The organism is Nitratireductor mangrovi, assembly GCF_007922615.2.
GTDB lineage: Bacteria > Pseudomonadota > Alphaproteobacteria > Rhizobiales > Rhizobiaceae > Mangrovimarina > Mangrovimarina mangrovi.
This window is the reverse complement of sequence record NZ_CP042301.2, coordinates 25,587-50,943: the sequence shown is the minus strand read 5'-3', so window position 1 is coordinate 50,943 and position 25,357 is coordinate 25,587. Positions and strand designations below refer to the sequence as shown.

General features: G+C 65.6%; 21 protein-coding genes. 11 read left to right on the top strand and 10 right to left on the bottom strand.

Annotated features, from left to right (window positions below; all coding sequences use genetic code 11):
• Window positions 1-12 precede the first annotated feature (12 nt).
• Both FQ775_RS00225 and FQ775_RS00220 read right to left on the bottom strand, forming a co-directional pair.
• Window positions 13-1,797: an acyl-CoA dehydrogenase gene (locus FQ775_RS00225; RefSeq protein ID WP_146298920.1), complete on the bottom strand. Its 1,785-nt coding sequence runs from the start codon at window positions 1,795-1,797 to the stop codon at window positions 13-15.
• Window positions 1,798-1,941: 144 nt separating this feature from the next.
• Window positions 1,942-2,385, bottom strand: coding sequence for a MerR family transcriptional regulator (locus FQ775_RS00220; protein ID WP_146301876.1), 444 nt, complete (start codon window positions 2,383-2,385; stop codon window positions 1,942-1,944).
• A gap of 463 nt (window positions 2,386-2,848) precedes the next feature.
• Between FQ775_RS00220 and FQ775_RS00215 the strand changes: the two genes are divergently transcribed.
• The 4 genes from FQ775_RS00215 to FQ775_RS00200 all read left to right on the top strand — a co-directional run bounded on the left by FQ775_RS00215 (window position 2,849) and on the right by FQ775_RS00200 (window position 8,916).
• Window positions 2,849-6,514, top strand: a complete 3,666-nt coding sequence (locus FQ775_RS00215; RefSeq protein ID WP_146298919.1) for a peptidoglycan-binding protein — start codon at window positions 2,849-2,851, stop codon at window positions 6,512-6,514.
• Window positions 6,515-6,678: 164 nt separating this feature from the next.
• Window positions 6,679-7,602 (top strand): sulfite exporter TauE/SafE family protein, encoded by a 924-nt coding sequence (locus FQ775_RS00210; RefSeq protein ID WP_146298918.1) that lies wholly within the window; start codon window positions 6,679-6,681, stop codon window positions 7,600-7,602.
• The gene (locus tag FQ775_RS00205; protein WP_146298917.1) at window positions 7,599-8,426 is read left to right on the top strand and encodes a TIGR02186 family protein; all 828 of its coding nucleotides are present in this window, start codon (window positions 7,599-7,601) and stop codon (window positions 8,424-8,426) included. Before FQ775_RS00210 ends, FQ775_RS00205 begins: the two co-directional genes overlap by 4 nt.
• A 4-nt stretch (window positions 8,427-8,430) precedes the next feature.
• Complete coding sequence (locus FQ775_RS00200; RefSeq protein WP_146298916.1) at window positions 8,431-8,916, top strand: DUF3429 family protein; 486 nt, start codon at window positions 8,431-8,433, stop codon at window positions 8,914-8,916.
• Window positions 8,917-8,918: 2 nt separating this feature from the next.
• Here FQ775_RS00200 and pdeM read toward each other — a convergent pair whose 3' ends face one another.
• Genes pdeM through FQ775_RS00185 form a run of 3 tightly spaced genes read right to left on the bottom strand, consistent with a single transcriptional unit; the run spans window position 8,919 to window position 13,177 of the window.
• The gene (gene pdeM / locus FQ775_RS00195; RefSeq protein ID WP_146298915.1) at window positions 8,919-9,626 is read right to left on the bottom strand and encodes a ligase-associated DNA damage response endonuclease PdeM; all 708 of its coding nucleotides are present in this window, start codon (window positions 9,624-9,626) and stop codon (window positions 8,919-8,921) included.
• Window positions 9,623-12,145 carry a ligase-associated DNA damage response DEXH box helicase gene (locus tag FQ775_RS00190; RefSeq protein ID WP_146298914.1) on the bottom strand — a complete coding sequence of 841 codons (2,523 nt, stop codon included), beginning with the start codon at window positions 12,143-12,145 and terminating at the stop codon, window positions 9,623-9,625. Before FQ775_RS00190 ends, pdeM begins: the two co-directional genes overlap by 4 nt.
• Before the next feature lie 54 nt (window positions 12,146-12,199).
• Window positions 12,200-13,177 (bottom strand): class I SAM-dependent DNA methyltransferase, encoded by a 978-nt coding sequence (locus FQ775_RS00185; RefSeq protein WP_146298913.1) that lies wholly within the window; start codon window positions 13,175-13,177, stop codon window positions 12,200-12,202.
• 114 nt (window positions 13,178-13,291) lie between these two features.
• Between FQ775_RS00185 and FQ775_RS00180 the strand changes: the two genes are divergently transcribed.
• Together FQ775_RS00180 and FQ775_RS00175 are read left to right on the top strand one after the other, a co-directional pair.
• Window positions 13,292-14,302: a ligase-associated DNA damage response exonuclease gene (locus FQ775_RS00180; RefSeq protein ID WP_146298912.1), complete on the top strand. Its 1,011-nt coding sequence runs from the start codon at window positions 13,292-13,294 to the stop codon at window positions 14,300-14,302.
• Window positions 14,302-15,909, top strand: a complete 1,608-nt coding sequence (locus FQ775_RS00175) for a cisplatin damage response ATP-dependent DNA ligase (RefSeq protein WP_146298911.1) — start codon at window positions 14,302-14,304, stop codon at window positions 15,907-15,909. The genes FQ775_RS00180 and FQ775_RS00175 overlap by 1 nt, the downstream gene beginning before the upstream one ends.
• An 8-nt stretch (window positions 15,910-15,917) precedes the next feature.
• Here the strand turns inward: FQ775_RS00175 and FQ775_RS00170 are convergent, their stop codons facing one another.
• Window positions 15,918-17,150, bottom strand: coding sequence for a hypothetical protein (locus FQ775_RS00170; RefSeq protein WP_146298910.1), 1,233 nt, complete (start codon window positions 17,148-17,150; stop codon window positions 15,918-15,920).
• A gap of 246 nt (window positions 17,151-17,396) precedes the next feature.
• On the opposite strand from FQ775_RS00170, the gene FQ775_RS00165 reads away from it, so the two are divergent.
• Both FQ775_RS00165 and FQ775_RS00160 read left to right on the top strand, forming a co-directional pair.
• Window positions 17,397-18,350, top strand: a complete 954-nt coding sequence (locus FQ775_RS00165) for an NAD(P)H-dependent flavin oxidoreductase (protein WP_146298909.1) — start codon at window positions 17,397-17,399, stop codon at window positions 18,348-18,350.
• Window positions 18,347-19,228 carry a DMT family transporter gene (locus tag FQ775_RS00160; protein WP_206064809.1) on the top strand — a complete coding sequence of 294 codons (882 nt, stop codon included), beginning with the start codon at window positions 18,347-18,349 and terminating at the stop codon, window positions 19,226-19,228. The genes FQ775_RS00165 and FQ775_RS00160 overlap by 4 nt, the downstream gene beginning before the upstream one ends.
• Before the next feature lie 4 nt (window positions 19,229-19,232).
• Here the strand turns inward: FQ775_RS00160 and FQ775_RS00155 are convergent, their stop codons facing one another.
• On the bottom strand, window positions 19,233-19,679 hold the full coding sequence (locus FQ775_RS00155) for a MarR family winged helix-turn-helix transcriptional regulator (protein ID WP_146298908.1): 447 nt from the start codon (window positions 19,677-19,679) through the stop codon (window positions 19,233-19,235).
• Between the two features lie 71 nt (window positions 19,680-19,750).
• On the opposite strand from FQ775_RS00155, the gene FQ775_RS00150 reads away from it, so the two are divergent.
• The gene (locus tag FQ775_RS00150; RefSeq protein ID WP_146298907.1) at window positions 19,751-20,830 is read left to right on the top strand and encodes a WD40/YVTN/BNR-like repeat-containing protein; all 1,080 of its coding nucleotides are present in this window, start codon (window positions 19,751-19,753) and stop codon (window positions 20,828-20,830) included.
• A gap of 10 nt (window positions 20,831-20,840) precedes the next feature.
• Window positions 20,841-21,131, top strand: a complete 291-nt coding sequence (locus FQ775_RS00145; protein ID WP_146298906.1) for a MoaD/ThiS family protein — start codon at window positions 20,841-20,843, stop codon at window positions 21,129-21,131.
• 19 nt (window positions 21,132-21,150) lie between these two features.
• Here the strand turns inward: FQ775_RS00145 and FQ775_RS00140 are convergent, their stop codons facing one another.
• The gene (locus FQ775_RS00140; RefSeq protein ID WP_146298905.1) at window positions 21,151-22,230 is read right to left on the bottom strand and encodes a glycoside hydrolase family 3 protein; all 1,080 of its coding nucleotides are present in this window, start codon (window positions 22,228-22,230) and stop codon (window positions 21,151-21,153) included.
• Window positions 22,231-22,423: 193 nt separating this feature from the next.
• Here FQ775_RS00140 and dgcN point away from each other — a divergent pair, with 193 nt between their 5' ends.
• Entirely contained in the window at window positions 22,424-23,422 is a 999-nt protein-coding gene (dgcN, locus tag FQ775_RS00135) for an N-acetyltransferase DgcN (RefSeq protein ID WP_146298904.1), read from the top strand.
• Window positions 23,423-23,431: 9 nt separating this feature from the next.
• Here dgcN and FQ775_RS00130 read toward each other — a convergent pair whose 3' ends face one another.
• Both FQ775_RS00130 and FQ775_RS00125 read right to left on the bottom strand, forming a co-directional pair.
• Complete coding sequence (locus FQ775_RS00130) at window positions 23,432-24,352, bottom strand: DMT family transporter (RefSeq protein ID WP_146298903.1); 921 nt, start codon at window positions 24,350-24,352, stop codon at window positions 23,432-23,434.
• A 197-nt stretch (window positions 24,353-24,549) separates the two neighbouring features.
• The gene (locus FQ775_RS00125) at window positions 24,550-25,353 is read right to left on the bottom strand and encodes an FAD binding domain-containing protein (protein WP_146298902.1); all 804 of its coding nucleotides are present in this window, start codon (window positions 25,351-25,353) and stop codon (window positions 24,550-24,552) included.
• Between the last annotated feature and the right edge of the window lie 4 nt (window positions 25,354-25,357).

Genomic DNA, 25,357 nt, shown 5'->3' with positions numbered 1-25,357 from the left:
AGGCGATCGCCGTCAGAACGCGTCCGCCTGCAGCGCCATCATGGAATCGGCGCCCGCCGAGATTCGGGCGAGATGCGCCGCCGTCTCCGGCATGACCCGCTCCATGAAGAAGCGACCGGTCACGAGCTTGTTCTCACAGAAAGATGACGCTCCGTTGGCGCCCTCGGCAAGCTTGGCCTGGGCAACCTTCGCCATCATGGCCCACATGTAGCCAAGCGAGACCAGCCCGAAGAGATGCATGTAGTCGGTCGAGGCAGCACCGGCATTGTCCGGCTTCTGCATGGCGTTCTGCATCAGCCACATGGTGGCGGCCTGCAGGTCGTTGAGGCCCTTCTTGAGTGCCTTGGTGAACGGCGCCATCTTCTCGTCGGAGCGGTTTTCCTCGCAGAAGTCGCCGACCTCCTTGAAGAAGGCCTGGATGGCGCGGCCGCCGTTCTGGGGCAGCTTGCGCCCGACCAGGTCGAGTGCCTGGATGCCGTTGGCGCCCTCATAGATCATGGCGATGCGGGCGTCGCGCACGAACTGGCTCATGCCGTGCTCTTCGATGTAGCCGTGGCCGCCGAAGACCTGCTGCGCCATGACCGCGTGGTCGAAACCCTTGTCGGTCAGCACGCCCTTGATGACCGGCGTCATCAGGCCCATGTGGTCGTCGGCCGCCTGGCGCTCCTTGTCGTCGCCCGAACGGTGGGCGACGTCGGACTTGATCGCCGTCCACAGGATTAGCGCGCGGCCGGCTTCGTTGAAGGCGCGCATCGTCATCAGCTTACGGCGGATGTCGGGGTGGACGATGATCGGGTCGGCCTTCTTGTCCTTCTCCTTGGCACCGGTGAGCGCGCGGCCCTGCAGGCGCTCCTTGGCGTAGGCGACAGCGTTCTGGTAGGCCACTTCGGCAACGGAATGACCCTGCATGCCGACGCCGAGACGGGCCTCGTTCATCATCACGAACATGGCCTTCAGGCCACCATTCTCCTCGCCGATCAGGAAGCCCTTGGCCTCGTCATAGTTCATAACGCAGGTGGAGTTTCCGTGGATGCCCATCTTCTCCTCGATCGACCCGCAGGAGACCGCATTGCGTTCGCCGGTCTCGGCGTCGAACTTGGGAACGATGAACAGCGAGATGCCCTTCACCCCTTCCGGCGCGCCCTCGATGCGGGCCAGCACCAGATGGATGATGTTTTCCGACATGTCGTGCTCGCCGGCGGAGATGAAAATCTTCTGGCCGGAGATCTTGTAGGAGCCATCGCCGTTGGGGACGGCCTTGCTGCGCAAGAGACCAAGATCCGTACCGCAATGCGGTTCGGTGAGGTTCATGGTGCCGGTCCAGGTGCCCTCGACCATCTTGGGCACGAAGGTCTGCTTCTGCTCGTCCGAGCCGTGGACGAGGATCGCAGCGATGGCGCCCTGCGTGAGGCCGGGATACATCATCAGCGCCATATTGGCCGAAGACATGTATTCGCCGACCGCGGAATGGACCGAATAGGGCAGGCCCTGACCGCCAAATTCGACAGGAGCAGCCAGACCCATCCAGCCGCCTTCGCGGTACTGATCGTAAGCTTCCTTGAAACCCTTCGGCGTCGATACCGACCCGTCGTCGTGGCGAACGCAACCCTCTTCGTCACCGACCCGGTTCAGCGGATGCATGACGTTCTCGGCCAGCTTTGCACCTTCGGCGAGAATCGCTTCAAGCACGTCCGGCGTGGCATCGGAGAAGCCTGGCAGGTTGGAATAGCGCTCGTAGCCGAGCACGTCCTTGAGGACGAACAGGGTGTCTTCGACAGGGGCGCGATAGGTCGGCATGGGGTTCCTCCAACAAAGGTCTCGCCGCGCTCAAACCGTGGCAGCGCGCGGCGGCAATCTTCAGGAGGATGCCCTAGCAAAAATTGACGTTTGCGTAAACGTCAATTTTTGCGCTGCGTCAAAATGCGAGTGAAGTGCGTCCGGTCAGGAGGCCGCGCGTTCGTCGAGGCGCTGGCGAACCACACCCATCGCGTCCTTGAGCTGCGCGATCGCCTCATCAATCGAGGCGCGCTGTTTTTCCAGCCGGGTCAACTGCTTCTCGGACTTTTCGAGCGCCACCCTGAGCTGCCGAACGTTGCCGCCGGAGGGTTCGTAGAGATCAAGAAGTTGCTTCACCTCGCGCAGCGAGAACCCGACATTCCGGCCGAGCAGGATCAGCTTGAGCCGGGCTTTTTCCCGACGGGAATAAAGCCTTGTCGTTCCTTCGCGGCGCGGGTTGAGCAGCCCCTTGTCCTCGTAGAAACGCAGGGTGCGAAGCGAGACGCCGTGCTCGCGGGCAAGGTCGCCGATGCGCTCATAGCCGTCCATGGTCTCGGAAAAGGCATCGGATGCACTGGCCATCGCCTCGATGGCCGAAACAGTCTTCATCATGAGGGTCGTTCCAAATCTTGCGCGATGCTCCGCACGCAAAGCACGCCGGAGGCGATCCAGCCCCTGCGGTAGTCATCACTGCTGTGGGTTCGGGCGTCGCGAATCGCAACGCATCTCCGCATTTGTGCAGTGCACATAATTCTGACGTTGGGGAAATTCAACTCACAGTTTGACATCGAACTGTTTCAAACCAGAGCCAAATCGTCGCACCCGAAGCTGCACGGTCCGATCGGGTGTTCGTTGCCGACTTGGTAAGTTTGGTTAACGCGTTGTTTACCACACGTGGAGAATTGTGCGTGTGTCGATTTCCCGTGGCTATCCTGTTTCAGCGTTCTTCACGGCGATGCGCACCGAGGAGAAGAGACGGATTCCGGTCGGATGCCGGAGCGACATCTCCCGATGCGTACACTCCAGGGACCGGAGAAACCCTCCGGGACAGCGAACTCGAACGGGCGTCCTGATGAGCAGCAATCGTTCCTATCTCGAGACCCTTAACACCGGGCGCCAGCGTCGGCCGCGGACCGCCATCGAGGATCTCAACCGGACGCTCGACGATCTGGAGAGCCGTTTCGCGCCGCCGCGGACCGAACGGGAAGACCATCATGGCTCATCGGGCGCGGACATGCGCTCGCGCCGCGCACGCCGGCTGGCGTCGGGCACCAGCATGGAGCGGAGCTATGGCGACGATGCCGAGATGCGGGGTTATCGCCGAGAGCCGGCCGTCCAGCCCCGGCCCTATCCGTGGGAACAGGACCGGCGCGGCCGCGAGGCCAATGCCGACATCGCCGGCGAACTGAAGGCGCTGCGCGAGGAGCTGCATCGCCAGATTTCCGGCGATCTCGGGCAGGAGTTCGAAACCCTGCGGCACAAGATCGACACGCTTTCGACGCGGCACGGTTCCGCCGGCGGCCAGGAACTGATGGCTGAGTTGGAGCGGCTTTCCGATTCGATCCACACCATGGCGAACCACAGCGACGACCGCGGGATCGGCATGCTGCGCCTGGAGCTGGAACAGGTGCGCGAAACCCTTTCCGAACTGGCGCGCGAGGACACCGTGCGCTCGATGGACGAGCGCTGGCAGAGCCTGCAACACCGGGCCTCAGGCGCCAAGGCCGACCCGGCCGTGGAGGCCCTGGCCGAGCGCCTCGACAAGATCAACGACGCCGTCAACGCGCTGCCGGAATCGCTGTCGCTGCGCTCCCTCGAGGACAAGGTGCGCACGCTCGCGGGCGCAGTCGAGAGCTTTGCTGGCGGCCGCCACGCGTCTGGCGACGATAAGAAGCTCGAATCGCTCGAGGCCCGCCTCGACGAAATCTCGCGCGCGATCGCCGCGGCGTCTTCCGGCCCCCTCGACCATGGGCCGCTCGAGCGGATCGAAGCACGTATAGCGGCACTGACCGAGCAGATCGGCGAAAGCGATTCGCTGCCGGATGAGCTTTTCGAGCGCCTGAACCAGCTTTCCGACCGGATCGAGGACGTGGCTCGCAGGGTGTCGCTGCCCGAACGCGCGATCGAGGATCTTGCCGGTCACGTCGCCGACATCGCCGCCAAGCTCGAATCCGGAGTATCCGGGCGCCGCGACGGCGCTATCATCGACAGCCTTGAACGCCGCTTTTCCGAACTGGCCAACTTGCTCGAAGAGCGCCAGCTGCACGCGGCCGCGGAAGGCAAGGCGCTGTTCAGCGAACTGGATCGTCGGCTTGAAGACCTCAACGCGCGCTTTGCCACTCAGCAGCCGGGCGGCGCGGGGTCGGACCCTGAACTGTTGCGCGCGCTGGACGAAAAGTTCGCCGACCTGTCGGAGCGAATCGACAACCGGCCAGTGCAATCGCCTGGCCTCACCGCAGATCTCGAACGTCGGCTGGCCGAAATCTCGAGCCGGCTCGACAGTTCAAGCGGCAAGGTTTCCGACATCGATCCGAAGCTGATCCGCAGTCTGGAGAGCCAGCTCGCCGACCTGACCGCGCATCTCTCGCGTCCGGCCAATGCAAGCGAAGGGCTCGACAGCCTTGCGCCACGGCTCGACGACATCGAGAAGTCGCTCGCCGATCAGCGCGACGCGATCATTTCGGCTGCACGTGAGGCCGCGGAAAACGCTGTGCGCACGCTTGGCACCGACGGCATACCGGATGAAGACGCGGCGGCCCTGGCAGGCGACCTGAAGACACTCGAAGGTCTGTTCCGCAAGTCGGACGACCGCAATTCTCGTACGTTCGAGGCGATCCACGACACGTTGCTGAAGGTAGTGGATCGGCTTGGCGCTCTAGAGACCCGTCCCGCCAGGACGTCGGAGAGCAAGATCTCGGTGGCTAGCGCGCCGCCGATCGCACCGGAAGCGTTCGAACCCGCACAGGAAGAGCCTGCCCCGGCTGTTCCGGCCGGCAAGGCGTCGCTGCTCGGCGGTCTGACGCGAAACAACCGCTCGCCAGCCGAAGCGGCGGCGGAGGCGGCCGAGGCGGCGGTGAAATCGTCGCCGCGCGATGAAGAGCCGGCAAGCGCCGGCAAGAAGTCGATGCTGGGTGGGCTCGCGCGCGCCCTCACCGGTCGCAAGGCCGACGCGGAACACGCCACCTCCGACAAGAAGCGGGTCAGCGAGCCGGTCATGTCGAACGAGGCCTCGCTCGACGAGCCGCTCGACCCACCAGCCGAAGACAAGCCTCTCGACCCGGGGTCCGGCGCTCCCAATCTCAACGCCATCATGAAGCGCGTTCGCGACGAGCGCGCCCAAGGTGCCTCGAAGGCCGATCCAGGAGCCGCCAAGGCCGACTTTATCGCCGCCGCCCGGCGCGCCGCGCAAGCCGCCGCCGCCGAAGCCGATTCGTTCAAGCGCGGTTCCGAAAAGGGTGGTTCGTCGCGCAAGTTTGGTGCTGGCGAATTCCTGCGAGCCAAGCGCAAGCCGATCCTGATGGCGGCAGCCGCGATCATGATGGCGCTCGCTGGACTGCAGCTTGGCAAAGCCTTTTTCGGCGGCGGCGAAATGACGGCGGCTGATGGCACCTCGGCGGACGGTCTTCCTCCTCTGGTCGCAAGTGCACCTTCCGAACCGGAAGAGCTGACCGTCGAGACAATGGATGAACCGGCGGCCCCGGTTCGCGTGATCGACAATGCGAGCGAGGCGCCGGCGCGGGCCGACATGGCGCCGGAACCGGCAACCGAAATCGCCGATGAAGGCGAAGACGCAACCGACACCGACGGCGAGATGACCCTGGCCGATCCGATCGAAGCGGTTCCGGGCACCGACGAGCCCATGGTCGAAGCCATGGAGACAAGCTATGAGCCCGCTCCGGTCGAGGCCGGCCCGATCGCGCTGCGCGAGGCCGCCGATTCAGGCGATCCGCGCGCCATGTTCGAAATCGGCAGCCGCTACGCCGATGGACGCGGCGTCACCGCCGACCTTGCGAAGGCCGCCACATGGTACGAGCGCGCTGCAGAAATGGGACTTGCGCCGGCGCAATACCGGATCGGCAATCTCTACGAAAAGGGCGTGGGCGTGGAGCGCGACCTCGGCAAGGCCAAGACCTGGTACCAGATGGCCGCCGACCAGGGTAACGCCAGCGCCATGCACAATCTCGCGGTGCTGTTCGCCATGGGCGGCGACGGCGTCAGGGACAATGATTCGGCCGCCCGCTGGTTCGTCAAGGCCGCCGAACTCGGCGTCAAGGACAGTCAGTTCAACCTCGGCATCCTGAGCGCCAAGGGGCTCGGCGTTCCGCAGAGCCTGGAAGAATCCTACAAATGGTTCGCGCTCGTGGCGAAAGCGGGCGACAAGGACGCGGCATCCAAGCGTGACGAGGTCGCCAAGGCGCTGCGCCCCGAGCAACTCGCCAAGGCGCGTGCAGCGACCGACCTCTGGAAACCGAAGCCGGTCGTCGAGGAAGCCAATACGGTCGACATCCCGGAGACGTGGCGTGAAAGCGAGGCGACAACCGCCGGCATCGACATGAAACAGGCGATCCGCAACATCCAGGCGATCCTTAACAAGAACGGCTATGATGCGGGTCCTGCCGACGGCATCATGGGTGACCGGACCAAGACCGCCATTGCCCAATTCCAGAACGACAACGGCATGGACGCGACTGGCGAGATCGACGAACGGCTGGTGCGGGCGCTGCTGGAGAAGAAATAGCGCCCTACCCCGCGGACCTTTCCCTCCCCGTCGAAAACCGCCTCAAACGGCCATTCGGTCGTTTGACTCTGCCCAGATGTCGGCGCAAGAACACCTTAAGCATCCTGCGGTAATGTAAGAGCAATTCGGGCTCTTGCATCAGTCAGATCGGTCGAGTTCTTCGCGTGGGCATCTACCTCCCCATAGCTGAAATGTCCGTCAACGTGTTCGTGCTTCTGGCGATGGGCGCGACCGTCGGTTTCCTGTCGGGACTTTTTGGTGTCGGGGGCGGCTTTCTGATCACGCCGCTGCTCATCTTTTACAACATCCCCCCGGCGATCGCGGTGGCGACCGGCGCCAACCAGGTGGTCGCTTCGTCGTTTTCCGGCGCGCTGGCGCATTTCAAGCGCGGCACGCTCGACATGAAGCTGGGCTCGGTGCTGCTGGCCGGCGGCATCGTCGGCTCCACCGTCGGCATCTACGTCTTCTCGCTGCTCCGGCAGCTTGGCCAGCTCGACCTGTTCGTGTCGCTGCTCTACGTGGTGCTCTTGGGCACCGTCGGCGGCATGATGCTGGTGGAAAGCGTCAACGCGATCCGCAGCGCCAGGCGCGGCGTCACCAACACGCTGAAGAAGCCCGGCCAGCACAACTGGGTCCACAAGCTGCCGCTGAAGATGCGGTTCAGAGCTTCCAAGCTGTTCGTCAGCGTCATTCCTGTTCTGGTTCTCGGGGCAGCCATCGGCTTCCTTGCCTCGATCATGGGCGTGGGCGGCGGCTTCATCATGGTGCCGGCCATGATCTATCTCCTGAAGGTGCCGACCAACGTCGTCATCGGCACATCGCTGTTCCAGATCGTGGTCGTCTCCGCGTACACCACCGTGGTGCACGCCACCACCAACCAGACCGTCGACATCATCCTGGCACTGGCGCTCATGGTCGGCGGCGTGGCCGGCGCGCAATACGGCGCCAAGGCCGGGCAGAAGCTGCGTGGCGAACAATTGCGCGCGCTGCTCGCAACGCTGGTGCTGGCGGTCGCGCTGCGACTTGCCTACGACCTCTTCGTCCAGCCTCCGAACCTTTACTCCCTCTGGCCGCTGGAGCGGACATGAGCGGCGGTTGGCGAAAGTCGCTCGCCGCCATTGCGATGGCGCTGCTCGCCGCGATGGCGACCGGCGCGCGGGCTCAGGGTCCGGCGCCGAGCCGTGCGCCCGACGCGCCGGCCAACCCCGAAAGCATCCAGATCGGACTTTCGACCGACCGCATCTCGATCACCTCGGATTTTTCAGGCGCCGATCTGACGATCTTCGGCGCGCTCGACAACGCCGACCCGCTCATCAACCGGCAGGGCCGCTACGACGTCATCGTCGTGCTCGAAGGGCCGGCGCGGCCGGTGGTCGTCCGGCGCAAGGACCGCATCCTCGGCGTCTGGGTGAATACCGTTTCGGAAACCTTCGTCAACGTTCCGGTCTCCTATTCCGTGGCGACGACGCGCGTGCCGCAGGACATCACCGATCCGATCAATTACCGGCAACTCGCGCTCGGTGTGGAAAATATCTATGTCGAGCCGCTCGACAGGGAGGGCGATCCGGCCACGATCGACGAGTTCGAGGCCGCCTTGCGCCGGTTGAAGAAGTCCAGCGGGCTCTATTCGGAGCGCATCGGCGGGGTACAGTTCCTCACCCAGAGCCTGTTTCGCGCGACTCTGACGCTGGCGCCCAACGTGCCGGTGGGCACGCACAAGGCGAGGGCCTTCCTGTTCCGCAATGGCGTCTTCATCAAGGAAAACTCCGCCCAGCTGGCCATCTTGAAGGCTGGTTTCGAGCAGACGGTGTTCCGCATGGCGCACGAGCAGAGCCTGCTCTACGGCATCTTCGCCGCGGTCCTGGCCGTCTTCACCGGCTGGCTCGGCCGCATCTTGTTCAGGCGGGACTAGGACAGTGGCCGAACCGGACCCGCTGAACGAACGCGACGGCGAGGCGCGCCTGCCGGGAGCCAGGATGGCCGCGGTCCTCGCCTTCGCGCCGATCGCCGCCCTGACCCTCTGGCTGGCCGGGATCGCCGACGACCACCCCTGGCGGGACGCAACCGTCGACCTCCTGCAGACCTATGCGGCACTTTCGCTGGCCTATGCAGCCGGCACCCGGCGCGGCGTCATGCTGGCGGCACAAGACCAGCACCGGACCCAGCCGCCAGGGATCGACCCGCTGCTGTGCCTCGTTGTGCTTCTGGCCGCGTGGGCGCTTTTGTTCGCGTCGCCGCCGCATGTCTTTGCACTGCTCGCGGTGGCGTTCGCGGCCCAGGGCGCCTGGGACGCTTTTGCCGTGCATGCCGGACAAGCCGACGCCCGCTTCGGCCGCGGGCGCATCTCCACCACCTTGCTGACGGTCGCCGCCATGGTAGCGGCATTCCTGGCAACTGCGTAAGATCAGCCGGCCCGGAGCATCGCGCCGGCGATCGGATAGACCCGGCCCTTCCCCATCATGAAGGCGCGAAACCGCGACGCCTCAAAGAGCGGCCATATGGCCCGGTCGCGGACATTGAGCATGCCCGTAAAGGCACCGAAAGACGGCATGATCAGGCGCGCGCCGTCGGTCGCGAAGCAGCGGCGGCGTACCGAACGGCCGCGGCGGACGATACGGGCGCCGGGGTGCAAGTGGCCGGCAACCTCCCCGTCTACCGGCCCTCGTGACGGTTCGTGGCGGAAAGTAAGCGCGCCGAGCGCGAGTTCGCGCACCGTGTCGCCCGGCAGGCCCCGGGGCGGCTCGGGATCGTGATTGCCCGCCACCCAGAACCAGTCACGGCCCCTCATCAGACTGACGAGCCGGTCGCGGAAGGGTTGCGGCATGCGCGCGGCCCCGCCGCCATCGTGGAAGCTGTCGCCGAGGCTGATGACAATTTCGGGACGATGATCGTCGATCACGTCGGCCAACAAGCAGAGTGTGGCCGCCGAATCATAAGGCGGCATCATCACGCCGCGCCGGGCGAACGACGAGCCCTTTTCCAGATGAAGATCGGAGATCACAAGCAGCCGGTGTTGCGGAAGCACAAGTGCGCCGCGATGGTCGAACAGCGCGGGCTCGCCGGCAACGGCCGTGAGTGCGGCTCCGGTCTCGTGCCTCGTCGCGACATTCATGCGCTACCCAGCGCCTCCTCGATCAGATCGTCCGCTGCTTCGGAAAGGAGCACGTCGCTCGCCTCTCCGTTCACCCGCTCGCGGCCGATCTCGAGCATGACCGGCACGGCGAGCGGCGAGATCCGTTCCAGGTTCTTATGCACGATTCGTCCGCGGATACGCGACAGCATTTCGCCGAGGCGATGAATGTCGAGCAGGCCGGCTGCTGCATCGGCACGCGTGGCCCGCAACAGCACATGGTCCGGCTCATGCGTCCGCAGGACGTCGTAGATGAGGTCAGCAGACACCGTGACCTGTCGCCCTGTTTTTTCCTTTCCGGGATGGCGCTTCTCGATGAGGCCGGCGATCATGGCGCAGGCGCGGAAGGTGCGCTTCAGGAGCCAGCTCTCGGCAAGCCATGCCTCGAGGTCGTCGCCGAGCATGTCCTCGCCGAAGAGCTCCGGCAGCGACAGCCGGCCTGCAGCGAGCATGCCGCCAAGGTCGCGCAGTCCCCAGATGGCGAGCGAATATTCTGTGGCGACGAAGCCAAGCGGCTGGGCACGGGCGCGCTCCAGCCGGCGGGTCAGGAGCATGCCGAGGGTCTGGTGCGCCAGTCGCCCCTCGAACGGGTAGGCGATCATGTAGAAGCGCTCGCCGCGCGGAAACGTCTCGACCAGCAGGTCGCTACGCTTCGGCAGCACCGACTTGTCGCGCTGCAGCCGCAGCCAGTCGGCGACCTGCGGCGGCAGGGTCGTCCAGCGGTCGGGATCGGCAATGATGCCGCGCACCTCGTCGGCCAGGTAGCTGGAGAGCGGAAACTTGCCGCCGGCGTAGGAGGGAACCATGGCGTCGTTGCCGGCGCCGTTGGAAACGAAGGCTTCGTTTTCGCGGATACCCTCGAAGCGCAGCACCTTGCCCGAAAACATGAAGGTGTCGCCGGGGCTCAGCGTCTCGAGGAAATATTCCTCGACCTTGCCGAGCACGGGCCCGCCGCGCGCTGCCGTGCCGCGGCCGCTGCGTACATAGCGGACATTGAGCATCGGCGCCTCGATGATGGTGCCGACATTGAGCCGGTATTGCTGGGCGATGCGCGGGTGGCTGATGCGCCATAGCCCGTCCTTGGTCTGTCGGATGCGTGCATAGCGTTCGTAACTCCGCAAGGCGTAGCCGCCCGTCGCGACGAAATCGACGACGGCATCGAAGGTCGGGCGATCGAGCCCGGCGTAGGGTGCGGCGGACCGGACCTCGTCATAAAGCGCATCGTCGGAAAACGGGGCCGCGCAGGCCATGCCGAGCACGTGCTGGGCGAGCACGTCGAGCGCCCCGTCGGCAAGCGGCGGCGTGTCCTGCGCTCCAAGGTAATTCGCCTCCAGCGCGGCCCGGCATTCCATGACCTCGAAACGGTTGGCCGGCACCAGGATGGCGCGGCTCGGTTCGTCCATGCGATGGTTGGAGCGGCCGATGCGCTGGGCGAGCCTGCTGGCGCCCTTGGGGGCTCCGACATGGATGACGAGATCGACATCGCCCCAGTCGATGCCGAGATCAAGCGTCGAGGTGGCAACGATGGCGCGCAGGGTGTTCTCCGCCATCGCCTTTTCGACCTTGCGCCGCTGGCCGACGTCGAGCGAGCCGTGGTGAAGCGCGATCGGCAGGCCGTCCTCGTTGACACGCCACAATTCGCGAAACAGCAATTCGGCCTGGCTGCGGGTGTTGACGAAGAGAAGCGTCGTCCGGTGCCGACAGATGGCGTCATAGAGGTCGGGAATGGCGTAGCGCGCCGAGTGGCCGGCCCATGGTACGTGATCGTCGGAATCGAGGATCGATATCTCCGGCTTGGCGCCGCCTGCGACGGTGATGATGTCGGCCATCGCGCCGGGCGGGTCCTGCGGCATGAGCCAGCGCCGCAGCGCGTCGGGGTCGGCGACTGTCGCGGACAGGCCAATCGCCTGGATATCCGGAGCAAGCTTGCGCAGGCGGGCGATGCCTAGCGACAGAAGGTGCCCGCGCTTCGAAATGACCAGCGAGTGCAGTTCATCGAGCACCAGATAGCGAAGGCCTGAAAAGAACCGCCCGGCGTCTGGCGCTGCGATCAGCAGCGCAAGTTGTTCCGGCGTTGTCAGGAGGATGTCCGGTGGCGCATGCTTCTGGCGCTGGCGCTTGTGGGTTGGGGTGTCGCCGGTGCGGGTCTCGATGGTCACCGACAGGCCGATCTCGGCAACCGGCTTGCCGAGGTTGCGTTCGATGTCGACGGCGAGAGCCTTCAGTGGCGAGATATAGAGCGTGTGGACGCCGCGAAATGCCTCGCCCGGCTTGCGTTTCGGCCGTTCGGCGAGGTCGACGAGGCTCGGCAGGAAGCCGGCGAGCGTCTTGCCGGCACCGGTGGGCGCAATCAGCAAAGCTGAAGCACCGCGCTGCGCGCGCGCCAGAAGGTCGATCTGGTGCACTCGCGGCGACCAGCCGCGCGACGAAAACCATTCCAGGAACGGTTTCGGAAGGCGGGCGGCGGCGTTGGCCTCGCGAAGGGCTGTCTGGTCGGTCACAAGACAAGAACTAAACCAGAACGATTGCCCCGCCAAGCAGGCACCGTTTTGTCCTCAGTTCAGCGCCGCGGGCTGCTCCTCGTCGGTGACGAAAGGTGCCGCGAAAGTCTCGACAGTCGGCTTCAGGGCGAGACGCGCAACGACAATCAACCCCTCGACCGGCTCGCCACGGTCCTGGCGCAAGGTTGCCGAACGCATGACCTCGATCTCGAAGCCGGCGCGAACTAGCTGCGCTTCGACAAAGGCGCGGTGATGGGCGTAACGCCGCGATGGCCTGAGCAGGACCGGCTCGGGCCCGTCATGGCTTTCCACGGAGAACGCGAAGAGGCCGCCGGGCAATACCATGGCCGCTACCGCGTCGAGCAGGCGGTCGAGCGCGCCGAGATAGATCAGCACGTCGGCTGCCACGGCCAGATCGGCGCGCCGCGCGCCTGGCGCGAAAGTCTGCAGGTCCTCGCGCCAGAGCCGATCGTAGATGCGCTTGGTCTCGGCCTTTTTGAGCATGCCGCGCGAGATGTCGTTGCCTTCGATGAAGCTCGACACCGCGCGCAGCCTTTCGCCCATGAGCCCGGTACCGCAGCCGAGGTCAATGACATGGGCGAAACGCTCCGCGCCGGCCTCCTGCAAGGCTGCCATGATCAGTTCCGGCGCCCGGTAGCCAAGTCGCTCGACAAGGGAAGCGTCGAAACGGTCGGCGTATTGGTCGAACAAGGTCTCGACGAAGGCGCTGGGCACGGCGTCGATGGCGCTGGCGGCGCCTATCAGTTCCAGTTTGAGCGCCGCGCCCATGCGATCGGCGGGATCGATGCGCAGCGAACGGCGCCACGCCTGCGCCGCTCCTTCGATATCGCCGGACGCCTCGCGCATCTCGCCGAGGCGATACCAGCCCGCCGCCCAGTCCGGCACCAGCAGCAGCGTCTCGTGCATTAGTTCGGCCGCTGCCGCGTGATCGCCATGCTCGTGCAGCATGGCGGCATATTCCGCGCGGCGGTCGGCGACGAGGTCGCCGGAGGAAAAACGCATTGAATTCATGAAGGTGTTCCGGCCCGCGAATGCGGGCGCGCGCTTATGCGCCGAGCGCGGCGTTTTGGCAAGAGGGTTCGGCGCAAGGCTTTCCCGCTCAGCGCAAAGCGTTATCTTGCGGCGATGCGAGCAGCAGAACTCCTGCACCCGCGCCCAGAAGGCCTCTACTGCCCTCCGGGTGATTTCTTCATCGACCCGGTGCGGCCGGTGGCCCGGGCGCTGGTCACGCACGGCCACGCCGATCATGCACGCGCCGGCCACGGCTCCGTGCTGGCGACACGCGAAACGCTCGACATCATGCGGATCCGCTACGGCGATCACTTTGCCACCAGCGCCCAGACCGCCGATCCGGGCAAGTCGATCCGTCTGGGTGAAACCAGCATCTCCTTCCATCCGGCAGGCCACGTCCTCGGCTCGGCCCAGATCGCGGTCGAAATGGGTGGCCTTCGCATCGTCGCCTCCGGCGACTACAAGCGCCGCGCCGACCCCACCTGCGCACGGTTCGAACCGATCGCCTGCGATGTCTTCATCAGCGAGGCGACGTTCGGCCTGCCCGTATTCCGTCACCCGGACGATCGCGGCGAGATCGCGCGGCTTTTGAAGTCGGTATCGCAGTTCCCGGAACGGACCCATCTCGTGGGCGCCTATTCGCTGGGCAAGGCCCAGCGGGTCATCAAGCTGCTGCGGGAGGCCGGCTACGAACGGACGATCTACATTCACGGCGCGCTGGAGCGGCTTTGCAACTACTACCAGAGCCGGGGCATCGAACTCGGTCAGCTGGCGCCCGCAACGGTCGACGACGGGGAACGCGAACGCTTCGCCGGCGAGGTCGTCGTCGGGCCGCCGGCCAATTTCGCCGAACGCTGGGCGCGGCGCTTCGCCGACCCGGTTGCCGCCTTCGCCTCGGGCTGGATGCGCATCCGGCAAAGGGCGAAGCAGCGTGGCGTGGAGTTGCCGCTGATCCTTTCCGACCACGCCGACTGGGACGAACTGACCCAGACCATCCACGACACGGGCGCCCGTGAAGTCTGGGTGACGCATGGCCGCGAGGAAGCGCTGGTGCGCTGGTGCGAGATCAACGGCATCGCGGCCAAGCCGCTCAACCTTGTCGGCTACGAGGACGAGGGTGACTGATGGACCGGTTCGCCGAACTCCTCGACCGACTGGTTTTGACGCCGTCGCGCAACGGCAAACTCAAACTTTTGATCGACTATTTCGCGGAGGTGCCGGACCCTGATCGCGGACTGGCGCTCGCGGCGATCACCGGCGACCTCGACATTCCCGGCGTGAAGCCCGCGATGCTGCGCATATTGATCACCGAGCGCATGGACCCGGTGCTGTTCGCCTATTCCTACGATTATGTCGGCGATCTGGCCGAGACGGTGTCGCTCGCCTGGCCGACGCCCGGGGACACCGCCGGCGCGGCGCCGCGGCTTTCGGAAGCCGTCGAGGCGCTTATGGCGGCCGGGCGCGTCCATGGTGCCCCGGTCTTTGCCGGGCTCCTTGACCGACTCGACGCTTCGGAGCGTTTTGCACTCATCAAGCTGGTCACCGGCGGACTGCGGATCGGCGTTTCGGCGCGGTTGGCGAAGCAAGCACTGGCGGCGTTCGGCAACGTCGACATCACCGAGATCGAGGAACTCTGGCACGGCATCGAGCCTCCTTACCGACCCCTGTTCGGCTGGCTCGAGGGCCACGGACCGAAACCGGAGAAGCGGGGCGCGGCGCTGTTTCAGCCGGTCATGCTTGCCAACCCGCTCGGCGAACGCGAGTTGGACCGGCTCGATCCGGCCGACTTTGCCGCGGAATGGAAGTGGGACGGCATACGGGTACAGGCCGTGGCGGAAAATGGGCGTGCGCGGCTTTATTCACGCACCGGCGACGATATCTCAGGTGCCTTTCCGGACGTCGTCGAGGCGATGACTTTCGACGCGGCGATCGACGGCGAGTTGCTCGTCGGCGCGCCCGAGCGCGGTGCCGGCGGCTTCTCCGACCTGCAGCAGCGCCTCAACCGCAAGACGGTGTCCCCCAAGATGCGGGAGAAATATCCGGCCTTCATCCGCTGCTACGACATCCTGCGGCACGGAACCGAGAATTTGCGCGGAGCGGCTTTTCGCGACCGGCGCCTGCGGCTTGAGACACTGGTCGCCGGCCTCGATCCGGTGCGTTTCGACCTGTCGCCGCTGGTGACGTTTTCGAACTGGGCCGAACTCGACCGCTTGCGATCTGGCCCGCCGCATCCGGTCATCGAGGGCGTGATGCTGAAGCGTTGGGATTCCGACTATGCCGCCGGGCGACCAAAAGGGCCGTGGTTCAAGTGGAAACGCGATCCCCACACGGTAGATGCAGTCCTGATGTATGCCCAACGCGGCCATGGCAAGCGGTCGAGCTACTATTCCGACTACACTTTCGGCGTCTGGTCAGGCCCGGCGGACAAGCCCGAACTGGTGCCGGTCGGCAAGGCCTATTTCGGCTTTACCGACGAGGAACTCCGACAGATCGACAAATATGTCCGCGACAACACGATCGACCGGTTCGGGCCGGTCAGGGCGGTGCGCGCAGAACCAGCGCACGGGCTGGTGCTGGAGGTCGCCTTCGAGGGGTTGAACCGGTCGAAACGCCACCGTTCCGGCGTTGCAATGCGCTTTCCACGCATCTCGCGGCTGCGCTGGGACAAGCCGGCGGCGGAAGCCGACAGGCTCGAGGCACTGCAAGAACTGCTCGAGAAGGAGGGCGGCTGAGCCGCCACCTATTGCGTGACCGCGACCCGTATCTCGAAGATGTCGACCGCCTTGCCGCCACCGTCGATATCCGAAACGATGGCCATCGTGCCCGCCGACCCGGGCGCATTGCCGGGTAGTTCGAGGTCGAACAGATAATCGCCGCGCTCGCGCACGACATTGTAGCGGTTGCGGCCGCAATCGCCGAGGCCGCCGAGATTGCAGGCCACCGACATCTGCGTATCCTCCCCTTCGCGCGCCCGCGCGACGATGTCGAACACCGCTGTCTTCCCTGCGATCTGTGCGAGCACACCCTCGCCGATGTCGAAGACGACCGCCGCTTCCCCGTCCTGCGAACTGATGCGCAGCGCCTGATCCCCTTCGGCCTCGATGATTTCGGCGGACGTGCCGGCCGGCGTCGACACCGTCGTCGGATCGGTCGGCGTAAAGACGATGATCCAGTCTCGATCGTCGGTCCCTTCCCCGGCAAGGCCGGGCGGATCGGCCGGGTCGAAGTCCTCGTCCTCGAGGGTCTGGGGAGGATTCGGAACCGATGTGTCGCGATCTTCGGGCGATTTGAGCAGCCCCTGGTCGGCGACCCACCAGACGCCGATGCCAACCGCCGCGAGAAGCGTCGCGGCGAGAAAAATGCCCGCGAACATGCGGCTGCGTCCGCTGCGCCGGACCTGCCGCCGTTCCGGCTCGGGCGCGGCGTAGGTTTCCCGGTCCCCGTCCGAAACGGGTCGCGCGGAAGCGTCGACGCGCGGTTGCGGCGCGGCCGCCTCCATCTTCGGGTCGTTACGGCTGGCCCCCGCCGGAGGTGCCTCATCGAGACGCGGTTCGACCCTTGCACCCGACGCCGTTGATCTTGCGGCAGGAGTTCCCGGACGCGATTCGGCACGCGGCATTCCGGCCTGGCCGGCCCCCTGCGCTATCCGGCGCTCACCGGAGATTTCCACCGCAGGCGCCACGGCTGACCCTTGCGTCACGTGCCTGGCTTCCGGCGCTGACTCGCGAGGGCTTACGGAAGGCGCCGGCGTCGCCGGCGCGATCGCTGGAACGAACTCCGTCTCGACGGAACTGATCGTCGCTTTCAGCGTCTGCCGCCGCTGGCGGATCATTTCAGGCGTAGCGTCGGGGTTGGCCTGCAAGGTGCGCTCGAGCGCGGCGTGCACGGACCTGTACACCTTTTCGCGAAAGGCGCGGTCAGCGGCATCGCCCTTTTCCAGGGCGTTCCTGATCGCCTTTTCAATGGGATTCAAGGCAAGTCTTCCCGTTCGAACCGATTTTCAAGCGTTAGCTTCACAGGTCTTGGCAATCAACCAGCGCTACAGGCCAACGGACTGTATTGAACAAATTTGACGGCGACCAGTCGCGCAAAAGACTTGTTCGCTGCCGCACGCCCGGACAACCGAGCCCCCGTTCCGTTTTCATATTGCGGGCCATCCGTGTTCTGCTAGAACAGCGACGTTTACGGAAACGTCAATTAGCGGGATCGGGAGGTGTGCATGGCGCTGCCGGACATTTTGAAGAAGAACCTCAGGATTCCGGTCGTCGGGTCGCCGCTTTTCATCATCTCGCATCCGCCGCTGGTGCTTGCGCAATGCAAGGCCGGCATCGTCGGGGCGTTCCCCGCCCTGAACGCGCGGCCAGAGCCGCAGCTGCACGACTGGCTCGCGGAGATTACCGAGGACCTGGCCGCGCATGACGCGAAGAACCCGGATCGCCCGGCCGCCCCGTTCGCCGTCAACCAAATCGTCCACAAGTCCAATTCAAGGCTGCAGCACGACCTCGAAGCGTGCGTCAAATACAAGGTGCCAATCGTCATCACCTCGCTCGGCGCCGTCGAGGAGGTCAACCAGGCCGTCCACTCCTATGGCGGCATCGTGCTGCACGACATCATCCACGACCGCCATGCCCGCAAGGCTATCGAGAAGGGCGCCGACGGGCTGATCGCGGTCGCAGCCGGCGCCGGTGGCCATGCCGGTACGCTGTCGCCGTTCGCGCTGATCCAGGAAATCCGGCAGTGGTTCGACGGCCCGCTCCTGCTTTCCGGAGCCATCGCCAATGGCGGCGCGATACTCGCAGCTCAGGCGATGGGCGCCGACATGGCCTATATCGGCTCGCCCTTCATCGCCACGCACGAGGCGCGAGCAGTCGATGAATACAAGCAGATGATCGTGCAGTCCAAGGCCGCCGACATCGTCTATTCGAACCTCTTCACCGGCGTCCACGGCAACTACCTCAAAGGCTCGATCGAGGCGCAAGGACTCGACCCGAAGAACCTGCCCCAGTCCGACCCGTCGAAGATGAATTTCGACAGCCGCGAAACCAAGGCATGGAAGCACATCTGGGGCTGCGGCCAGGGCATCGGCGCGGTCAGCGAGGTCTTAGGCGCGGCGGAACTCGTGGACCGCCTGGCCGTGGAATATGAGGCCGCCAGGGGCCAGCTCGCCGCGTGAACGACGGGCGGCGCGTCGGCGACGCCATCGCCGCCGTCGGCATGATGGTGGTCGCCTGTGCGCTGGTCGCCGGCACTACCCTGTTTGCCAAGATGCTGGGTAGGGCGGTCGAGGGACCGCCGATCCACCCGTTGCAGGTGTCAGCGGGGCGCTATTTCTTCGCGCTCGTCGCGCTGGCGCCGTTCATTCTTTGGCACCGCCCCTCGCTCAAGGGCACGGCATGGAGCAGCCATCTGGTTCGCGTTGTAGCCGGATGGTCCGGTGTCACCTGCCTGTTCGCGGCGGCGGCATTGATGCGGCTGGCGGATGCCACCGCGATCAGTTTCCTCAATCCGATCGTTGCGATGCTGCTGGCAATCCCGATTTTGGGAGAGACGGTCGGCCGCTGGCGCTGGGCTGCCGCGGCGATCGCGCTCGCCGGGGCGCTGATCCTGACCAATCCGGGCGGCGACGCATTTCGTCCGGCGGCCCTCGTGGCGTTGACGGCCGCGCTGCTTATCGGCCTGGAAGTGGTGCTGGTGAAGCGGCTGACCAACATGGAGCCGCCGCTGCGGATCCTCGCCGTCGGCAATTTCCTCGGTGCGGTGCTTTCGGTCGCGGCAGCGCTGTTCGTCTGGCAGCAGCCGAACACCTTGCAATGGACGCTGCTCGCCGCGATCGGCATCGCCATGGTGGCCGCGCAGGCACTGTTTCTGCAGGCGCTCAAGCGCGGGGACGCCAGTTTCGTCGTCCCGCTTTTTTACACCACACTCGTCTTCGCGGGTGTCTACGATTTCGCCGTCTTCGGCGAGACGCCTACAAGCTACAGCCTGGCCGGGTCCGCTCTGATCATCGTTGGCGCGATCATCATCGCATGGCGCGAAAGACTGCGCGGCTGAGCGCTTACGACAATGCCAACAGCGCCGCTCGCAGGCCTGCGGCATCGCTGCCCGGTACACGTTTCTCGATCGCGGCATGACTTTCCCGCCAGATGGGTACGGCCGTCGCGAGCGTCTTGCGGCCCTCGTCGGTCAGCGTCAGGGCGCGATTGCGGCGGTCGCCGGGGTCGATAGTGACTTCGACCAGGCCCCGCCGCTCCAGCGGCTTCAATGCCGCCGTCAGCGTCGTGCGGTCCATGGCGAGCGTGGCGGCGACTTCCTTCATGCGCGGCGGCTGCGGCCGGTTCAGCGACATCAGCAGCGAGAACTGCCCGTTGGAAAGGCCGCACGGGCGCAGCGCCTCATCGAAATAGCGCGCCAATGCCCTCGCTGCCCTCTGCACGTGCAGGCACAGGCAGGCATCGCGAACCTCGATGGTGGTCTGGTAGGGGACCAGGTCCTGCTTTGACATGGTTGTCATATTATGTTGATATCAACGTAACTGTCCAGTTCGCGGGGGCGGAACGAAGCGAGGAGCGTTTCATGGCCGGTAAGGTGGTTCTGCTGATCGGCACCAAGAAGGGCGTGTTCGTGGCCGAAAGCGGCTGGGCGCGCGACGACTGGCATCTGCGCGGGCCTTTCTGCGAAACCTGGCCGATGAACCACGTCATCGGCGATCCCGATACCGGCCGGATCTACGGCGCCGGCGGCAATGAGTGGTTTGGCCCGGCGATCTGGCGCTCCGACGATCTGGGGCAATCATGGAGCCATTCGAGCGACGGTCTCGCCTACCCGGAAGGGCAGGACCCGGTGGCGGCGGGCTGGAGCCTGGCGCTCTGCTCTGGCGGGCTTTATGCCGGCGTCCAGCCTGCCGGTCTGTTCAAGAGCGAGGATGGCGGCAAGAGCTGGCGGCACATAGATGGCCTGCAAAAGCACCCTTCGCGGCCGGAATGGAACCCGGGCGGGGCTGGGCTGATCCTGCATTCGATGGTCGTCGATCCCGCGGACGAAGCCCGCATCTGGGTCGGCATCTCCGCCGCCGGTGTCTTCCACAGCGCCGATGGCGGCGCCAGCTGGGAGCCACGCAATCTCGGCACCCGCGCCGACTTCCTGCCCGACGGACAGAACTATCCCGAGTTCGGGCAATGCGTGCATTCGCTGGTGATGGCGCCCGGCATGTCGGACCGGCTCTATCAGCAGAACCATTGCGGCATGTACCGCAGCGACGACGGCGGCAAGCGGTGGGAAAGCATCGAGGATGGCCTGCCGTCGAGCTTCGGCTTTCCGGCCGCGGTACATCCGCGCGATCCCGAAACGCTGTTCCTGTTGCCGCTCAACGGCGATTCGGCGGGGCGCTACGTGCCCGACGCCAAGGCGGCGGTGTGGCGCACGCGCGACGCCGGCAAGAGCTGGCAGGACCTGCGTGACGGGCTGCCGCAGGAAAATGCCTATTTCGGCGTGCTGCGCCAGGCGATGGCGACGGACCGGCTTGATCCCGCCGGCGTCTATTTCGGCACCAGTGGCGGAGCGCTGTTCGCATCGAACGACGAGGGCGAAAGCTGGCGGTCGGTCGCACAGCATCTGCCGGCCATCCTCTCGGTCGAGACGATGCTGCTCGATTGAGGTGGCGGGGATGCCTGTAGACGCCGGCGAAAAGCAGACGGTCACCGTGAAGCTCGCCGCGGTGCTTGCGGACCTCTTTCCCGGCGCGCCGCGACAATGCGAACTGGAGGCGGCGACGGTTCGCGAGTTGATCGACCGGCTCGACGAACGCTGGCCGGGCATGGGCGACCGCATCTGCGACACGCGGCCAGCGATCCGCAGACACATGAACGTTTTCGTCGACGGAGAACGCCAGAACCTGGAGGCCGTGCTCCGGCCGGGCGCGGAGATCTTTATTCTCACCGCTATCAGCGGCGGCTAAGCCTCGCGAGACATGACGCTTACCCGACCGCAGCCAGCCGGTGCTTCAGCCGCAGGATGCGCTGGTAGGAAGCCCGTATCAGTTCCCAGAGCGCGCGATCGTGTTCGGCACGCCTTGCGAGGATGGCACGAACGCGTTCGGGGAGCCTGGGATCGTAGTCCTCGAAATTCGCAAAAAGCAGGATGTCGTTGCCGGCCAGGACCGCCTCGACTACGGCGCGCCCGAAGGAGCGGTTCTGGGTAACCGCGTTCATCTGCAGGTCGTCGGTGATCACGACCCCTTGATGGCCGAGTTCCTTGCGCAGAAGGTCGGTCACCACCCGCTTCGACAACGACGCCGGCTCGCTGCCGTCACCGTCCTGCAGTCCACCGACATGCAGGTGTCCGACCATGATCGCATCGGCCAGCCCGCAATTGATCGCCGAACCGAATGGCTCAAGTTCACCCCGCGTCCAACTGGCTGACACGTCGGGCAGCGCCTCATGGCTGTCGGTCGCGCTCGACCCGTGGCCGGGGAAATGCTTGATCGCACTGAGCACGCCATGTTCGCGGTGCGCCAGCACAAAGGCCGCGACATAGTTGTCGACAACGGCCGGATCTGCCGAGTAGCTCCTTTCAAGCGCGCCGATGACGGGGCTTTCCGGATTGATATCGAGATCGGCAACCGGCGCCAGATTGAAATTGAAGCCCCATTCACGCAGGCCCGCCGCCATTTGCCCAAAGAGCCGTTTTGCTTCGTTCGGGCGGTGCCGCGATGCCATGTCCCGCGCCGACGGAAAGACAGGAAAGTCATGCGCCGCGCCGAGACGGGCGATGCGGCCGCCTTCCTGGTCGATGGCGAGCAGCGGCGGCACACCCTGCCACGCCCCGGCGAAGGCCCGGTTCAGGGCAACGGCCGCATGCCTGTCGGCCAGGTTGTGCCGCAAGTAGAGCACACCGCCCACCTCGCTCCGGGCGATCTGCTCGGCAACGGTCGCGACACGCGGATCGCCGGGGCGATCGCCACGGAACCCGACCATGATCATCTGGCCGATCATGCGGTCCAGCGTCGGACCGTCCGCTTGCGCCGGTCCCGCGGCCGCTACGCTCTGCGTCGCCATCGCGGCAACCGCGCCAGCCACAAATTCGCGGCGATGCAATTCGCCCTCCGGGTTGGAACAGCTCTACGCCGGAAGCTTAGTCCCCGGCAGGGGGATCGCAAGCGGCCGAACCGTGGCAGGCTCCACCCTTGACATCGCCCGAGCCGTCGATACTCCCTTGCGGGCTCATTCCCGTATCAGAGGCCGCTGGACGATGCTCAAGACGCCCTATCTCCTGTTTCTCGGCGACGCGCCGGACCAGCTTGCCGCCAAGGTCGCGCAGGGCGTGAAGGACTGGCGGCCGGAATTCGCGCTCGGCCAGTTGCGGCTCGAAGGCTGCCGGGCCGATCTCCGGCTGCCCGAAATGAGCATCGCCGACGCGGCCGCGGCCGGCGCAAGAACCATGATCGTCGGTGCCGCCAACCGTGGTGGCGTCATCTCCAGGAACTGGATCGAGACGCTGGTGGCGGCGAGCCGTGCCGGCATGGACATCGCCTCCGGCCTGCACAACCACCTCGCCGACATCCCCGAACTGGTTGCGGCCGCGAAGCAATCCGGAACGAACCTCTTCGACGTGCGCGTGCCGCGGAACGACTATCCGATCGCCGACGGCAAGCCACGTACCGGCAAGCGTTGCCTGGCGGTCGGTACCGACTGCTCGATCGGCAAGATGTACACGGCGCTCGCCATGGAGAAGGTGATGCGGGCGCGCGCCATGAAGGCGTCGTTCCGTGCCACAGGCCAGACCGGCATCCTGATCACCGGTTCCGGCGTGCCGCTCGACGCTGTTGTTGCCGACTTCATGGCCGGGGCCGTGGAATGGCTCACACCCGACAATGATGAAGACCATTGGGACCTGATCGAAGGCCAGGGCAGCCTGTTCCACCCGTCCTTTTCGGGCGTGACCATGGCCCTGATCCATGGCGGGCGCCCGGACGCACTGGTGCTATGCCACGAGCCGACGCGGACCCACATGCGTGGCCTGCCACATTACACGCTGCCGTCGCTGGAGGAACTGCGCGAGCTTTCGCTGGCGACCGCCCGGATCGTCAATCCGGACGTCCGAGTCATCGGCATTTCGGTCAATACGGCAGCGCTCTCCCCGGAGGAGGCGCGCGACTACCTCAGCCAGACCGAAGAACGCATGGGGCTTCCGGCGGTCGACCCGTTCCGCGACGGCGCAGAACGCCTGGTCGACTCCTTGCCGGCCTGACCGCGCGATCTATTCGGCCGCCGCCGGCGTGGGCGGGCGCGGCGTGCGCGCCAAAGTGCGCTCCCTGAGAACGATGTAGAGGCCTGCGGCCATCGTAATCGCGATGCCGACGGCAGCGAGGCCGTTGGGCAGATCGCGGAAGATCAGCCAGCCGATCAGGGTCGCGAAGGGGATCTCCAGATATTGCATCGGTGCCAGGGTCGAGGCCGGCGCAAAGCGCAGCGACCACGTCATCAGAAGATGCGCCGACGTTCCGAGAACGGCGATCGCCAACAGCAGAAACGTCTCGTACCCATTCGGCCAAACCAGCGACAGACCCGGCAGGTCGAGCGCGACGCCAACGGCGAGCAGCGGCCCCAGGAAGGCGACAGCCATCGCGCCGCTTACCGCCTGCAGGGCGACCGGCCCCGCCTCACGCGCCACCTGCCGCGTGATCAGCATGAAGAAAGCGAAGGTGACGGCGACGCCGAGGGGCAACAGCGCCGGCCAGCCGACCTCGGCGAAGCTCGGCTGGACAACCAGCAGGGTGCCGACAAAGCCGACCGCGCAAGCGGCAAGGCGGCGCGGGCCGACCTCCTCGTCGAGCACGAGCCGGCCCAGCAACAGCATGATGAACGGCATCACGAAAGCGATTGCAACGGCGTCTGCCAGCGGCAGGTAGCGCAGCGACAGGAACATGGCGCCGATACCGACAATGTGGAGCGCTGTTCGCGCCGCCATCAGCCACGTCGCCCGTCCGGAAAGACGCACCGACCCACCGCTCGCCCAGACCGCCGGCACCAGCAATGCCTGGAAAGCGAAGCGCACGAACAGAAGCTGGACCAGAGGAATGGTCGCGCCGAGCAGCTTGGCGATCGAATCGCCCAGCGGCGCGAGGGCGCAGAAGCCGGTCATCAACGCGATGCCGAGGAGCGGACGGTCAACGGACATGCGCAAGCTTATGCACGCGCTCGGCGCGGCAGGATTGGGCCAACAGCGATCGCGGTGGCGGCCAGGCACGGCGAACGTCGCGCGCGGGCTCGGAGGCTCCCGGCCAACAACACCAAAATACCCGTCCTCAACTAGCGCGCTCGAAAGCAGAAAGGGCCCGAAGGCCCTTTCGCAGCTCGGATCGCTGGCAACGAGTGTTAGCCGGCGGTGGCTGCCGCCACGGCGCGCTTGGCCATCACCACGACCAGATTGGCGCGGTAGTCGGCTGAGGCGTGGATGTCGCTCATGAGGTTTTTCGAGGGAACCGACGCGCCCTCGAGCGCTCCGGCCTCGAACTTCTTCGACAACGCCGCCTCGATTTCCTTGGAGCGGAAGACGCCGTCATCGCCGGCGCCGGTGACCGCGGCACGCACGCCATCCTTGCCCTTGGCCACGAAAACGCCGGTCATGGCGTAGCGCGAGGCCGGGTTCGGAAACTTGGAGTAGCCGCATTTCGCCGGTGCGGTGAAGGTTACGGCAGTGATCACCTCATTGTCCTTCAAGGACGTTTCGAACAGGCCCTTGAAGAACTTGTCGGCGGGAATTTCCCGCTTGTCGGTGACGATCGTGGCACCAAGCGCCAGTAGTGCCGCCGGGTAGTCGGCTGCGGGATCGTTGTTGGCGACCGAACCGCCGATCGTTCCCATGTGGCGCACATGCGGATCGCCGATATGCGCGGCCAGATGGCAGATCGCGGGGCAGACCTTGGCAAGTTTCTCGTTCGCCGCTACCTCGGCGTGCGTCGTCGCGGCGCCGATGGTCACGTTCTTGCCCGAGACCTTGACGCCCTTCAATTCCTTGACGTGGCGCAGATCGACAAGATCGGACGGCGCGGCAAGCCGCGTCTTCATGGCCGGGATCAGCGTCATCCCGCCCGAGACCAGCTTGCCGTCGTCGGCCTTCTTCAGGAGCTTGACCGCGTCGGCCACCGAAGAGGCGCGGTGATAGGTCACGGAATACATTGTT

Excerpts from the sequence above, each read along its gene's own strand:
- FQ775_RS00155 (WP_146298908.1), bottom strand. The coding sequence starts at position 19,679 with ATGTCAAAGCAGGACCTGGTCCCCTACCAGACCACCATCGAGGTTCGC.
- FQ775_RS00225 (WP_146298920.1), bottom strand. The coding sequence starts at position 1,797 with ATGCCGACCTATCGCGCCCCTGTCGAAGACACCCTGTTCGTCCTCAAG.
- FQ775_RS00175 (WP_146298911.1), top strand. The coding sequence starts at position 14,302 with ATGGACCGGTTCGCCGAACTCCTCGACCGACTGGTTTTGACGCCGTCG.
- FQ775_RS00145 (WP_146298906.1), top strand. The coding sequence starts at position 20,841 with ATGCCTGTAGACGCCGGCGAAAAGCAGACGGTCACCGTGAAGCTCGCC.
- FQ775_RS00205 (WP_146298917.1), top strand. The coding sequence starts at position 7,599 with ATGAGCGGCGGTTGGCGAAAGTCGCTCGCCGCCATTGCGATGGCGCTG.
- FQ775_RS00180 (WP_146298912.1), top strand. The coding sequence starts at position 13,292 with ATGCGAGCAGCAGAACTCCTGCACCCGCGCCCAGAAGGCCTCTACTGC.
- FQ775_RS00140 (WP_146298905.1), bottom strand. The coding sequence starts at position 22,230 with ATGGCGACGCAGAGCGTAGCGGCCGCGGGACCGGCGCAAGCGGACGGT.
- FQ775_RS00150 (WP_146298907.1), top strand. The coding sequence starts at position 19,751 with ATGGCCGGTAAGGTGGTTCTGCTGATCGGCACCAAGAAGGGCGTGTTC.
- FQ775_RS00125 (WP_146298902.1), bottom strand. The coding sequence starts at position 25,353 with ATGTATTCCGTGACCTATCACCGCGCCTCTTCGGTGGCCGACGCGGTC.
- pdeM (WP_146298915.1), bottom strand. The coding sequence starts at position 9,626 with ATGAATGTCGCGACGAGGCACGAGACCGGAGCCGCACTCACGGCCGTT.
- FQ775_RS00130 (WP_146298903.1), bottom strand. The coding sequence starts at position 24,352 with ATGTCCGTTGACCGTCCGCTCCTCGGCATCGCGTTGATGACCGGCTTC.
- FQ775_RS00215 (WP_146298919.1), top strand. The coding sequence starts at position 2,849 with ATGAGCAGCAATCGTTCCTATCTCGAGACCCTTAACACCGGGCGCCAG.
- FQ775_RS00220 (WP_146301876.1), bottom strand. The coding sequence starts at position 2,385 with ATGAAGACTGTTTCGGCCATCGAGGCGATGGCCAGTGCATCCGATGCC.
- FQ775_RS00185 (WP_146298913.1), bottom strand. The coding sequence starts at position 13,177 with ATGAATTCAATGCGTTTTTCCTCCGGCGACCTCGTCGCCGACCGCCGC.
- FQ775_RS00165 (WP_146298909.1), top strand. The coding sequence starts at position 17,397 with ATGGCGCTGCCGGACATTTTGAAGAAGAACCTCAGGATTCCGGTCGTC.
- dgcN (WP_146298904.1), top strand. The coding sequence starts at position 22,424 with ATGCTCAAGACGCCCTATCTCCTGTTTCTCGGCGACGCGCCGGACCAG.